Source organism: Tardiphaga sp. GW821-FHT12E02 (assembly GCF_058807155.1).
On record NZ_JBXAQK010000004.1, the window covers coordinates 1 to 10,307 of the forward strand.

Annotated in this window: 20 protein-coding genes; 12 read left to right on the forward strand and 8 right to left on the reverse strand. The window is 61.1% G+C overall.

What is annotated here, in order from left to right; genetic code table 11:
• Together AC1RQ5_RS30865 and AC1RQ5_RS30870 are read left to right on the forward strand one after the other, a co-directional pair.
• Positions 1-591, forward strand: a 591-nt coding sequence (locus AC1RQ5_RS30865; RefSeq protein WP_493204635.1) for an alcohol dehydrogenase catalytic domain-containing protein, incomplete at its 5' end; no start/stop codon positions are given.
• The gene (locus tag AC1RQ5_RS30870) at positions 492-989 is read left to right on the forward strand and encodes a zinc-binding dehydrogenase (RefSeq protein WP_493204636.1); all 498 of its coding nucleotides are present in this window, start codon (positions 492-494) and stop codon (positions 987-989) included. The genes AC1RQ5_RS30865 and AC1RQ5_RS30870, both read left to right, overlap by 100 nt.
• A 243-nt stretch (positions 990-1,232) precedes the next feature.
• Here AC1RQ5_RS30870 and AC1RQ5_RS30875 read toward each other — a convergent pair whose 3' ends face one another.
• The 3 genes from AC1RQ5_RS30875 to AC1RQ5_RS30885 all read right to left on the reverse strand — a co-directional run bounded on the left by AC1RQ5_RS30875 (position 1,233) and on the right by AC1RQ5_RS30885 (position 3,339).
• Positions 1,233-1,430: a hypothetical protein gene (locus AC1RQ5_RS30875; RefSeq protein WP_493204637.1), complete on the reverse strand. Its 198-nt coding sequence runs from the start codon at positions 1,428-1,430 to the stop codon at positions 1,233-1,235.
• A 258-nt stretch (positions 1,431-1,688) separates the two neighbouring features.
• The gene (locus AC1RQ5_RS30880) at positions 1,689-2,423 is read right to left on the reverse strand and encodes an alpha/beta fold hydrolase (protein WP_493204651.1); all 735 of its coding nucleotides are present in this window, start codon (positions 2,421-2,423) and stop codon (positions 1,689-1,691) included.
• A gap of 463 nt (positions 2,424-2,886) precedes the next feature.
• Positions 2,887-3,339, reverse strand: coding sequence for a low affinity iron permease family protein (locus AC1RQ5_RS30885; RefSeq protein ID WP_493204638.1), 453 nt, complete (start codon positions 3,337-3,339; stop codon positions 2,887-2,889).
• Between the two features lie 424 nt (positions 3,340-3,763).
• On the opposite strand from AC1RQ5_RS30885, the gene AC1RQ5_RS30890 reads away from it, so the two are divergent.
• On the forward strand, positions 3,764-4,036 hold the full coding sequence (locus tag AC1RQ5_RS30890) for a ribbon-helix-helix domain-containing protein (RefSeq protein WP_493204639.1): 273 nt from the start codon (positions 3,764-3,766) through the stop codon (positions 4,034-4,036).
• 129 nt (positions 4,037-4,165) lie between these two features.
• Here the strand turns inward: AC1RQ5_RS30890 and AC1RQ5_RS30895 are convergent, their stop codons facing one another.
• Positions 4,166-4,387, reverse strand: coding sequence for a hypothetical protein (locus AC1RQ5_RS30895; protein ID WP_493204640.1), 222 nt, complete (start codon positions 4,385-4,387; stop codon positions 4,166-4,168).
• Complete coding sequence (locus tag AC1RQ5_RS30900; RefSeq protein ID WP_493204641.1) at positions 4,384-4,710, reverse strand: hypothetical protein; 327 nt, start codon at positions 4,708-4,710, stop codon at positions 4,384-4,386. The genes AC1RQ5_RS30895 and AC1RQ5_RS30900 overlap by 4 nt, the downstream gene beginning before the upstream one ends.
• 185 nt (positions 4,711-4,895) lie before the next feature.
• Between AC1RQ5_RS30900 and AC1RQ5_RS30905 the strand changes: the two genes are divergently transcribed.
• The 7 genes from AC1RQ5_RS30905 (at position 4,896) to AC1RQ5_RS30935 (ending at position 8,536) form a co-directional block, all read left to right on the forward strand.
• Positions 4,896-5,255 (forward strand): DUF4440 domain-containing protein, encoded by a 360-nt coding sequence (locus AC1RQ5_RS30905; RefSeq protein WP_398467849.1) that lies wholly within the window; start codon positions 4,896-4,898, stop codon positions 5,253-5,255.
• A gap of 260 nt (positions 5,256-5,515) precedes the next feature.
• A complete protein-coding gene (locus tag AC1RQ5_RS30910; protein WP_493204652.1) occupies positions 5,516-6,451 on the forward strand; it encodes an SDR family oxidoreductase in 936 nt (311 codons plus the stop codon).
• A 116-nt stretch (positions 6,452-6,567) separates the two neighbouring features.
• On the forward strand, positions 6,568-6,735 hold the full coding sequence (locus tag AC1RQ5_RS30915) for a DUF2934 domain-containing protein (RefSeq protein WP_493204642.1): 168 nt from the start codon (positions 6,568-6,570) through the stop codon (positions 6,733-6,735).
• Positions 6,736-6,870: 135 nt separating this feature from the next.
• Positions 6,871-7,023: a hypothetical protein gene (locus AC1RQ5_RS30920; RefSeq protein ID WP_493204643.1), complete on the forward strand. Its 153-nt coding sequence runs from the start codon at positions 6,871-6,873 to the stop codon at positions 7,021-7,023.
• Positions 7,024-7,161: 138 nt separating this feature from the next.
• Positions 7,162-7,590, forward strand: a complete 429-nt coding sequence (locus AC1RQ5_RS30925) for a pyridoxamine 5'-phosphate oxidase family protein (RefSeq protein WP_398467857.1) — start codon at positions 7,162-7,164, stop codon at positions 7,588-7,590.
• Positions 7,591-7,667: 77 nt separating this feature from the next.
• Entirely contained in the window at positions 7,668-7,853 is a 186-nt protein-coding gene (locus AC1RQ5_RS30930) for a hypothetical protein (RefSeq protein ID WP_493204644.1), read from the forward strand.
• A gap of 17 nt (positions 7,854-7,870) precedes the next feature.
• Positions 7,871-8,536, forward strand: coding sequence for an HAD family hydrolase (locus tag AC1RQ5_RS30935; protein ID WP_493204645.1), 666 nt, complete (start codon positions 7,871-7,873; stop codon positions 8,534-8,536).
• Positions 8,537-8,562: 26 nt separating this feature from the next.
• Here AC1RQ5_RS30935 and AC1RQ5_RS30940 read toward each other — a convergent pair whose 3' ends face one another.
• From AC1RQ5_RS30940 to AC1RQ5_RS30950, 3 genes are read right to left on the reverse strand one after another with little or no spacing between them, the layout of a single operon-like run.
• On the reverse strand, positions 8,563-8,961 hold the full coding sequence (locus AC1RQ5_RS30940) for a hypothetical protein (protein ID WP_493204646.1): 399 nt from the start codon (positions 8,959-8,961) through the stop codon (positions 8,563-8,565).
• Positions 8,962-8,992: 31 nt separating this feature from the next.
• Entirely contained in the window at positions 8,993-9,202 is a 210-nt protein-coding gene (locus tag AC1RQ5_RS30945; RefSeq protein WP_493204647.1) for a hypothetical protein, read from the reverse strand.
• Between the two features lie 11 nt (positions 9,203-9,213).
• Positions 9,214-9,615 (reverse strand): DUF2177 family protein, encoded by a 402-nt coding sequence (locus AC1RQ5_RS30950; RefSeq protein ID WP_493204648.1) that lies wholly within the window; start codon positions 9,613-9,615, stop codon positions 9,214-9,216.
• 145 nt (positions 9,616-9,760) lie between these two features.
• Between AC1RQ5_RS30950 and AC1RQ5_RS30955 the strand changes: the two genes are divergently transcribed.
• Both AC1RQ5_RS30955 and AC1RQ5_RS30960 read left to right on the forward strand, forming a co-directional pair.
• Complete coding sequence (locus tag AC1RQ5_RS30955; protein ID WP_493204649.1) at positions 9,761-10,099, forward strand: hypothetical protein; 339 nt, start codon at positions 9,761-9,763, stop codon at positions 10,097-10,099.
• The coding region (locus AC1RQ5_RS30960; RefSeq protein WP_493204650.1) for an endonuclease/exonuclease/phosphatase family protein at positions 10,096-10,307 on the forward strand (212 nt) is incomplete at its 3' end. The genes AC1RQ5_RS30955 and AC1RQ5_RS30960, both read left to right, overlap by 4 nt.

Here is a 10,307-nt window from a genome sequence, read left to right on the forward strand (position 1 = left end):
ATCGTCGAACATGCCGATCCCGCGCCCGGCAAAGGCGAGGTCGTAGTGAAGATGCGCACGATCTCCCTCAATTTCCGCGATACGGCCATCATCGCGAAAGGTGGCTATTCGGCTGGCGCAGCCGATGCGCCGCCCATCATTCCATTTTCTGACGGTTGCGGCATCGTCGCGGCAATAGGCGAAGGCGTGCGCCGCGTCGTCGTAGGCGACCGCGTCTCGACCTTGTTCTTTCCTAACTGGCAGGCCGGGCCGCCAACGCCGGACAAGCGCAACGGACCGATGGGGGCGCCCGGCGCACCCGGAGCGGCGAGGGAACTCGCTCTGTTTCCGGAGACGGCGGTTTCCAAAGTGCCTGACTATCTCACGGACGAGGAGGTGGCGACGCTTCCGTGTGCCGCTTTGACCGCATGGCGGGCGATGTTCGTCGACGCGCGCCTTGAGCCCGGCGACACCGTGGTGCTGCAGGGACGGGCGGTGTCTCGATCTTCGGCTTGCAGTTCGCGAAGGCGGCAGGGCTGCGAACGATCATCACATCGTCCTCAGATGAGAAGCTCGCTCGGGCCACGGCGCTCGGGGCGACCCACACGGTGAACTATAAGGATGTTCCCGATTGGCACCGTCCGGTCCGCGAACTGACCGGCGGTCGCGGCGCCGACTTCATCATGGAAGTCGGAGGAGCGGGCACGTTGATCGAAAGCCTGAAGTCCGTCCGCATGGCGGGACATATCGCGGTTATCGGCGTGTTGACCGACGCGAGTGCCCCATCGGCGAAACTCTCCGCTTCGGTGATGATCGCGACCGCGGCGAAGGTGCAGGGCTTGTCGGTTGGTTCCCGGGAAATGTTCGAGGCGATGTGCCGGGCGTTGATCCTGCATCGCATCCGGCCGGTGGTCGACCGTGTGCTCCCATGGACCGATGCCCGGCTTGCCGTCGAGGAGATGGCGCGCGGGAGCCACTTCGGCAAGATCGTGCTGGCCTTCGATTGCTGACATGGCTTGAGCAATCGAAGCCACTCCATCGCAGCAAAATTTGACGTCGGGCTTGTGATGGATGGTAGCCATTTCCGCGGTGGTATGGCGGATGAAGGAGTCAACGGATCGCGTTCGACGCCCAATTCCTCTCGGGCTTTCGGCCCGAAATGCTAGGATACACGCCAGCAGTCCAATTTCCTGAGTTGCGTGACTCTCACGATCGCATTGCTTTTTACTACGCACTGCAAATCGGGACGCGCATTACCGGAGCCGCTCTTTTTCATCGGGGGTTGTTTCGGGACGCCATTCCCAACCGCCAGCGTTGTATTCATAGAACCCGATGAGCTGTCCTTCGGTGTCGCTTCCAGGCGCTATGACAGGCACACTGTTGCTCGGCGCGCTGAGTTGCTCGCCAGCCTTCGGCCCGTTCACGCAGCGGCCAGCGTAGTTTTCTGCCATCACAATTCCCGGGTTTTTGCCGACACGGACATGCTTCACGCATGTCTGTCGCGTGGGTTCGAAAGATTTGGACAGTGCAGGATCAAAAAGACCCTGCCAAAATGGGGCACACGCCGAGAACAGGTTAGATTGCCACGCGTACCGATGCGTTGCTGTCGCGACGAGAAACCGGCAAAACCGCCGCGTCCATCATCCCCGTTATGGCCGGTTGACACCCGGCGTGTGCTGCCTCGGCAATGGCGCTGACGTGGAAAGGTTTCAGGCGAACGCCCTAATCGCGGAGACGACCTCTCGAGGCGCGCACAGGTGCGGACAGTGGCCGGTAGCCTTCATGACCGTCATCGTGCTGTCTGGAATGGCATGATGGACATAAGCGCCCGCTTCGAGCGGAGCGATCGCATCATCCGAGCACTGCAGGATCAGCGAGGGGCGGGAAACGTTCGGTAGATCGGCTCGGCTGTCGGACGTGAACGTGATGCGTGCAAATTCCTTCGCGATCGCAGGATCCATGCGGCAGATGCTCTCGCTGAGTTCTTCGGCGAGATGAGGGCGGTCCGGATTGCCGACGATCGCTGGTGCCATCGCCGCAGCCCAATCGGTGTAGTGGCTTTCAAGAAATTTCAGAAGCTCATCGATGCGGTCCTGCGAAAAGCCTCCGATGTATCCGACGTCATCCACGTAGCGTGCCGATGGTCCGATCAGAACCAGGCGTCCGAACATCGCCGGAGCTGCGACCGATGCGAGCACCGCGATCATCGCGCTGACCGAATGGGCCACCAGCACGGCGTCCCTGAGCCCTAGAATGTCTCCGATCTCGTTGAGGTCGGCCGCGTATCCGTCGAGAGACCCGTATTTCTCGCTGCTGTATGCCGAGAGATCAGATTTGCCCGAACCGACATGATCGAAGAGGACGACCTTGAAGTCGTTCTCGAACTGTGGGGCCACGAACCGCCACATCTGCTGATCGCAACCGAACCCGTGAGCGAAGACCATCGCCGTGTCGCCGCGGCCGGACAGATGCACGTTATTGCGGCGGATAACGGCAGTCCTGCGGTGCCGTTCCGCGGACAGGTATTGCTCACCCTTCTCGTCGATCCATGCGGAAGCCGCTTCCTCGCTCAGATAGAGACCCGCGAGAGCGATCCAGACGCCTGGTGCCCGCCGATGTTCGACGGCCCAGCCACCCCCGCATTCGGATTCCTTGACCCTCAGCACACGGCGCAAACAGACCTCCAACCATTACGGAGGGCGCTCGACCTTCGCGGATGGGGGAAGATGAGGGATTGGATTGCAGGGATTGAGACCATGAATAGCAATCGCGTGCGAGAGGATCGTCGTGGGCCGAACCGAAGCGAACTACCAAAATGCCTTCCAGTCCATACTCCAGGGGGACCTGTTGGTTCCTTGAAGCCTCGGTCCATCAGCGGCCAGCGTCACCCTCACCATTAAAGGGCTTTCAGCCGACGGCTTGGTCGGCGGCTTCGCGGGCCTTCTCGCCGGTCCGGCGGACCGATTTCTCGCCGGCCTTTTCCGCGGCGGCCCGCGCCTCGCATTTGGTCCTAATGTCCTCGAGCTCCTCGTCGGTCAGATGTTCGATGCCTACGAACGAGTTGTGCGCCGCACTGGTTCGGATGAGCTCATCGAGCTTGACCTGGATGGCTGCGCCGTCCCGATTCTGCGAATTTTGAATAAGGAAGACCATCAGGAACGTCACGATGGTCGTGCCGGTGTTGATGACGAGTTGCCACGTGTCGGAGTAGCCGAACAGCGGCCCGGTCACACCCCAAATGATGACGACGGCAGACGCGATGGCAAAAGTAAACGCACGCCCCGCCAACAGCGACGTCTTGTTCGCCACGTCGCCGAAGAGTTGGGCAAAGCCGCGTTGCTGATCTGCGTTCGGCTGCATTGTAATCCTTTCCGGTGCGACATTCGACCACATGCAGACGGTTCCGGGAAGGTAATTTTTAACTGACGTATGTCGCCCATCCGACCGAAGGTGTCGGCAGACTCAGTGTAGCGAAGGGGCTTTGCGGAGACACGATGCTTATCACAAGGTCCTGGACCGACGAGGACATAGCGAAACTCGAGAAATTGGCTGACGAAGGAGCGACATTGATGCGGGCCAGTGCCGCGCTGCGCAGACCGTCGTCGGCCGTCCAGAAGAAAGCGCGCGAGCTCGGAAAACCACTCCCGGGAGTCCGGAAAGTGCGGGCGGATCTACGGGCGACCGGAGCATTGGAAGAAAAGCGGAAGTAATCCCGGGCGGGGAGTCCCGGATTGATTGCGAGTTCGCCCAAGTGCAATCTGGCATCTGCCTCCGGAGGTCCCGCGTGAAATCCACCATCCACAAACGGTCCTTGGAGATCGCGGGGCACAAGACCAGCGTCAGTCTCGAAGATGAATTCTGGTCTGCGCTGAAGGAAATCGCGCGGGACGAGTGCGTAACCGTCTTCGATCTGACGACCAGGATCGATAACGGAAGAGCTCCGAAATCGAATCTTTCATCCGCCATCAGGCTCTTCGTTCTCGACCACTACATTCAAAGGCAGTCCCCGGCAGGTGTCGCCACTCTTCCGAATGAGCAGAAGGCGCCCCGTGATTAGGAGGCGTCGGATCGCTGCATGATCGGGCAAGCAAAATGCTTTGGCGGAATGCAGCACGCCGCGGAGTTGGAAGCAGGGCTGGGCCGGTCCGGAAGTTTACCCCTCAATTCAACTTAGGGCAACTGTGCCTCATGCATCGACGGGACGGTCTCGCTGACTCCCGCCAGACCAGGCGTAGAGATCGAGCGCAAGCCGGTGAGCGGATTGCAGATGATCGACGACCGTGGGATCGGTGATCTTGTCCGACTGGATCAACGCGGCGCCGAGATGCCCGACGAGATCGAGCAATGCCTCCTGACCGACCCTGGCAGCGTTCATCTCGGGCGCGATGGACGGGCTGAGGCCTGTCATCGCTTCAGCCCCAGCGGCGGTTGGCGTTCCGGATGAACATGACGATGGACGAGATCCTCTAGCCAGGCCGGCACGTCTTCGTAGGCGAGATCGCACCGTTCCAGGATCTCGCGGGCGATGTCGGCGGTGACATCCCGCGACCAGTTCTCGGTGGTGTTGAAAGCTATGACGCAGAGGGGGTCGGAATATTCGCCCCGCATCAGGTCGGTGATGACGGTCTCAAGATCGGTGCCGTTGATGTCGGCTTCCCGCCAGACACAGCCGCCGGGACCGTGGCAATCGACAACGAGGTACACGGTATCGTGGACGCCGACCGGCACCACGGATGGGCTCCATCCTGAACGCATGACGCTACTCCGCAACTGAACGGCGGATTCAAGAGACGCCCGGATGATTGGTTCCGCCGCGCAGTTATAGCGCCGCGATCGGATCTGCGCATTGGACGTCGCTTTTTTCGGGAACGGGTGGCCTCACGTTTCATTGCACTCGGAGAACGATGGGAGGCACCATGGACGATCATCGCGTTTGGGTATTCGAAGAAGGGCTTTGGACCGGCGATGCCGCGCATTATCGCGACGCTATCGACGACGAATGCCTCATGGTGCTGCCAGCGGCTCCGTTCGTCATGACGGGCCGGCAAGCCATCGACGCGGTGTCCGATACGCCCCGATGGTCGAAGGTCGCTCTGTCGGAGCGCCAGATCATGCGGCCCCAGGAAGGATTGATCGTCGTGGCGTACAAGGCCGTGGCGGCAAGGGATCGATCCGTCTACGAAGCCTACTGCACCTCGACGTATCGGCGACTTTCGCACGAAAAATGGCACGTTGTGCAGCATCAGCAGACGCTTCCGCCCCCCGCAAAGACTTGAGAATCGACCGCGAGATGGTCGCTCCGACCCTGAACAGCGCCTTGGACAGGCTTTCGCCAAGTGAGGCACTGAACGGCCCTGGGGCGACTGTCGCCTGCTTCGCGCCCAAGCCGTCGCAGTCTGAGCGATTTGGCATACAGGAACGGTTTTCGCACCCGCATGTTCTCGGTGCTCACCGTCTCAATCGGGAGAAGACATTGTCAGAGAAGAGATCAACCCGCCGCGCCGTTCTCGGGACCACGGCTGTCGGCCTTGCGACCTTGGCACTCTCGAACAAGGAGACGACCGCGCAGCAGGTCCTGCATCTCGAAACGGCGGCACTGCGCGATCCGCGCGCCAAATATCGGAAGGAGCCCTTCCCGGAGCAGAAGCAGCCGTGGCCAGCTCTGGCGAGCAAGATGGACCCGCCGCCGGATCACGGCGAGAAATCTTACAAGGGCTCGGGACGGCTCGCAGGCCGCAAGGCACTGGTGACCGGAGGCGACAGCGGCATCGGCCGCGCCGCGGCGATCGCCTTTGCCCGGGAGGGCGCCGATGTCGCCATCAACTATTTCCCGACAGAAGAGCCCGATGCGAGGGAAGTCGTCGACTTGATCCGGAGTGCGGGACGCAAGGCCGTGGCTCTTCCGGCCGACATCCGGACGCTGGAGGCGTGCGAGAAGCTTGTCGCCGACGCGGTCGAGGGTTTGGGTGGTCTCGACATCCTCGTCAACAACGCAGCCTACCAGCAGAGCAAGAAGGACATCAGCGAAATCACCGACGAGCAGTTGGTGCGCACCTACGAAACCAACATCTTCGCGCCGTTCCGCATCAGCAAGGTAGCGATACCCTATCTGAAGCCAGGCTCCGTGATCATCAACACGGGATCGGTGAATTCGTACGACCCGGAGATCGAACTGCTGGACTACGCGTCGACCAAGGGGGCCATTCTCATCTTCACCAAAGGGCTGGCAAAGCAGCTTGCCGGGAAGGGCATTCGCGTGAACATGGTCGCGCCGGGTCCGATCTGGACTCCGCTGCAGGTCGCCGGCGGTCAACTGCCGGGCGATATGGCGAAGTTCGGTCAGAACACGCCACTCGGTCGGGCGGGACAGCCTGCGGAGTTGGCGCCGTTGTACGTGATGCTTGCGTCGGATGAGGCCAGCTTCACGACCGGCACGGCCGTTGGCGCAAACGGAGGCAAAGGCAGCCCGTAAGCTGCTCGACGCCGCACCACGGTTGGAAGCGCTGCCAAGGAAGCCGATGCGCGATCGGTTCAGGAACCGAGTTGAAGGCAGGTAATTAGAAAACGACGACAGATAAGGAGTTTGCCGTGCCAAATGTCACCGATGCTCAAATCCGAGAACACGCGCACAAACTTTGGGAAAGAGAAGGAAGACCCGAAGGACGATCCGAGGAGTTTTGGCATCAAGCGAAAAATGAGTTGGAGGCGGATGAAACCGGCAACGAGGAGCAAACACCTCAACCCATGCCTGAATGAAGCCTGATGGTTGCCTCGGGACGGCAGCGCCGCGAATTGTCCGCGAACTATGGAGCTTTTCCGGCTCTCCGTCGTAGCCGTCCCGCGACAAGAGAACTTGTTCGCGTCGAGACATCTGTCATGAGGGAGGACTGAATGCCGGATACCAGAGGCGAACGGGTCACGGCGACGCCGACCGAAGCCCGACAAGCGGAGCGGGGGCCATCCGTGCGCAATGTCCTCGTGATCAGCGTTGTGCTGGCTCTCGTTGCGATGGTCGCTCTCTGGCTACTGTTCTTCAAAACCTGATTTGGACGGCTCAACGAAGATAGCGCGCGCCTCCCGATCCGTAGCGTTGATCAAAGCGGCACGATGCCTTGCGAGAGGACCTCGATCTTCTCTTGCGTGACATCGACAACGGCTCTGTTTTTCCAAGGAGAACCAAAAATGACCAAGACGCTCGCCGATATCGCACAGGACATGGCCGGTATCGACATCGCCATTCTCTCGACGCACACCGAGAACGGCGAGATCGCCAACCGGCCCATGAGCAACAACGGTGACGTGGCCTATGACGGCACGTCGTACTATTTCAGCTACGAGCAGGCGCGTGCCGTATCCGATATCCAGCGCGATCCCAAGGTGGCGCTCGGTTTCTCGTCGGAGGCGGGCCTCTTCTCCAAGGGCATCTACGTGGCGGTCGAGGGAACGGCCGAACTCATTCGGGACAAGGCGGCCTTCCAGCAGCATTGGACCAGCGATCTCGACAAGTGGTTCGACAAGGGCGTCGATACGCCGGGCATCGTCCTGATCAAGGTCAAGGCGAAACGCGTGACCTACTGGAAGGGGCGTGACGAGGGCGAGGTCAAGCTCTGACCGTTCCAGAGGCCCTGCGATGGCTCTTTTGCGATCGTAAAACCGGTGCAATCACGATCATTCAAGCGCCTAATCTGGTGCTGTGGATCGTGATTGTTGCGGGCATGTTGCTTTTGGTCTGGCCTCAGAGCGGCGCGTTGACGGTCGTCATGACGGGCGGCCTGCTGGTGTGGAGTGCCGACGAGATGGCGCGAGGCGTCAATCCGTGGCGCCGATGTCTCGGCTTCGCCGTTGCGGCCTATGAACTTTCCACCTTCCTGTAAGTGCATGCGAGTTTATCATGTTCAAAGCCGTCATTTTCGACGTGGATGGAACGCTGCTGGACTCGGTCGATCTGCATGCACTCGTCTGGCATGAAGCCTTGGTGAAGTTCGGTCATGACGTCAGCTTGGAGCGGGCCAGATCTCAGATTGGCAAAGGCGGCGACAAGCTCATTCCCATGTTCTTGTCGGCCGATGAGCAGCGCGACCATGGGAAGGAGCTCGAGGATTGGCGGGGCAAGCGTTTCAAGTCCGAATACCTGCCGCTGCTACGTCCATTCTCTGCTGTCCCCGATCTTCTCAGACGCGTTCACGAGGCAGGCCTGCACGTCGCTGTCGGATCGTCCGCCAAAAGCGACGAGCTGGAAACCTATCTCGAGATTGCCGGGATCGCTGATCTGATCGACGTCAAAGCGTCGTTCGAGGACGCGGATAGGTCGAAGCCATCGGCGGACATTTTCGAAGTCGTTCTTCAGAAGCTGGATATGCAGGGGCCGGACGCGGTCGCCATCGGCGACACGACCTATGACGCCGAGGCCGCCGTCAAGGCGAAGATCACGCCGTTCGGCGTGTTGAGCGGCGGCTTCACGGAAGCTTCGCTCAGGCAGGCCGGATGCGTCGCGGTATATGCCGGCCCCGCGGCCTTGTTCGCAGGGTTCGCTCAATCGGTAATCATGACACCGTAGTCCTCCCGCGCCGCCATTGCGACTGCTTAGGCGAGCTGGGCGGGTTTCGACGGATGGAGCGTCCTGGGGTGACGGTCGTGCAGATAGACCGCCAGCGAATTTGCGATGATGCCATCATCGACGGCCGCGATGAACAGCCGCTCCTGAGCTTCGCGCGGGAGGTCGGGCCATGCTTTCAGTGCGGCGTGCCCCAGCAGCAAGGCGTATCGCTCGTGTTCGGTCAGTGCTGGTGCGTCCGGAGCGGCGGTGGTTGCTGTCGCAACATATTCAGGATTGTGTGCGACTGTCGTATCTCCGTCGAAGAGCGCGGGACGAGCGGCTTCGCCGGTGCTTTGCCGCGAACCTTCCTCCGCGAGGGCGCCGTCGCCGACGATCTCTGCCACCAAACGTTTGGTCGTCCCGATGACTGTGTCCTTTGCACTCATCACGATCCTCCTCGGTGCCAAACCTGATCTGTCATATCGCTCTCGGACTGTTCGCAAATCGTGCAGCGCGATAGTCGTCGAGGCGTTGAATGTCGGGGCCCGGCGCCGATTTCTTCGCCAGGAGATGGTAGACGCGGGCGACGGTGCGTTGCTTGTCGCGGATGCGGCCGCGGGGAAGCCGTCTCGCCTTCAAGGCCGCCGCGACGGCGTGTGCGCGAAAGTAGTCGTAGGCGTCGGACATGATGCGGCCTTTCAGATACGGGAGATAATCCAGCCGGCGAGCAATCCACCCAGCGATGCGGCCGCAGCCGTCACCACCATGCCCCAGGCGATGTCCGGGATTACCAGCGACCACTGCCACTGTTTGAGGATCGCCATGTTGGTGAGCGCGAATGTCGAATAGCAGAACAGGCCAAGCAGAGCGCCCAGCAGCAGGTTCGCCGACCAATCGGCGGGACGGGTGCCGTTCACGAACACGACGATTCCAGCGAGATAGAGTGCATAGAAGAGGATCGCGGCCGACACCCGCGGCGTATCCAGCATCAGCCCGCCGATACGGGATTGATACATTTTCTTGCCGACCGTGCCTAGAAACGCGAAGTCGAGGGGGAGCATGATGACGAGCGTGCTCAAATAGACGATCAAATAGCGCATCGGTCCTCCGTGGCGCCTCAACGGCACAACACGCGACCTGTTCCGGCGCTAGACGCCGGATGGAACGGTGCTGACGGAATGACGTTGCAGGGGCTCCCGCCTGTCCAGTCGCGGCACCAATGCGGAGCGCATTCCCGGTGACATCATGACATTGCAGCATCCGGTCACGCCCGACGGCCGGTATTTTGTCGTCCGTGGTCGGCTCTGGCGTCTTGCGGATCCGGGGCTGTCTGAAGACAGGAAAGCGGCGCTCGTCGCCGAACTGATGTCCGCGCGCCGGGCGGTAAAGGACGCCAAAGCCCAGGAAGATCCAGCCGCCGAGGCTGCGGCGCATCAGGCGGTGGATGAGGCGAAGCGGTCGCTTGGCGAGCGCGGACCCGTCTGGTGGAACGATGGCGCGCCGGATCTCAACCGGCACATGGTCAAGAACACGCCCTATGCCGAGTGGTTTGCGGGGTTGAGGGGAAACCGGAGGCGGCAGTGAAGATCGCGACGTTCAACATCAATAATGTCAACAAGCGGCTGCCGAACCTGCTTGCGTGGCTGAAGTCGTCGAAGCCGGACATCGTCTGCCTGCAGGAGCTCAAGGCCGATCAGGCGGATTTCCCGAAGGACGCACTGTTGAAGGCCGGCTACACGTTGGCCTGGGTCGGGCAGCGGAAGTGGAACGGCGTCGCTATCCTCGCGCGCAA

What these genes read in the sequence shown, in the direction of transcription:
- AC1RQ5_RS30905 (WP_398467849.1), top strand. Translation starts at nt 4,896, where the DNA reads ATGGACGATCATCGCGTTTGGGTATTCGAAGAAGGGCTTTGGACCGGC.
- AC1RQ5_RS30895 (WP_493204640.1), bottom strand. Translation starts at nt 4,387, where the DNA reads ATGACAGGCCTCAGCCCGTCCATCGCGCCCGAGATGAACGCTGCCAGG.
- AC1RQ5_RS30940 (WP_493204646.1), bottom strand. Translation starts at nt 8,961, where the DNA reads ATGAGTGCAAAGGACACAGTCATCGGGACGACCAAACGTTTGGTGGCA.
- AC1RQ5_RS30920 (WP_493204643.1), top strand. Translation starts at nt 6,871, where the DNA reads ATGCCGGATACCAGAGGCGAACGGGTCACGGCGACGCCGACCGAAGCC.
- AC1RQ5_RS30880 (WP_493204651.1), bottom strand. Translation starts at nt 2,423, where the DNA reads ATGGTCTTCGCTCACGGGTTCGGTTGCGATCAGCAGATGTGGCGGTTC.
- AC1RQ5_RS30885 (WP_493204638.1), bottom strand. Translation starts at nt 3,339, where the DNA reads ATGCAGCCGAACGCAGATCAGCAACGCGGCTTTGCCCAACTCTTCGGC.
- AC1RQ5_RS30950 (WP_493204648.1), bottom strand. Translation starts at nt 9,615, where the DNA reads ATGCGCTATTTGATCGTCTATTTGAGCACGCTCGTCATCATGCTCCCC.
- AC1RQ5_RS30925 (WP_398467857.1), top strand. Translation starts at nt 7,162, where the DNA reads ATGACCAAGACGCTCGCCGATATCGCACAGGACATGGCCGGTATCGAC.
- AC1RQ5_RS30875 (WP_493204637.1), bottom strand. Translation starts at nt 1,430, where the DNA reads ATGGCAGAAAACTACGCTGGCCGCTGCGTGAACGGGCCGAAGGCTGGC.
- AC1RQ5_RS30955 (WP_493204649.1), top strand. Translation starts at nt 9,761, where the DNA reads ATGACATTGCAGCATCCGGTCACGCCCGACGGCCGGTATTTTGTCGTC.
- AC1RQ5_RS30935 (WP_493204645.1), top strand. Translation starts at nt 7,871, where the DNA reads ATGTTCAAAGCCGTCATTTTCGACGTGGATGGAACGCTGCTGGACTCG.
- AC1RQ5_RS30945 (WP_493204647.1), bottom strand. Translation starts at nt 9,202, where the DNA reads ATGTCCGACGCCTACGACTACTTTCGCGCACACGCCGTCGCGGCGGCC.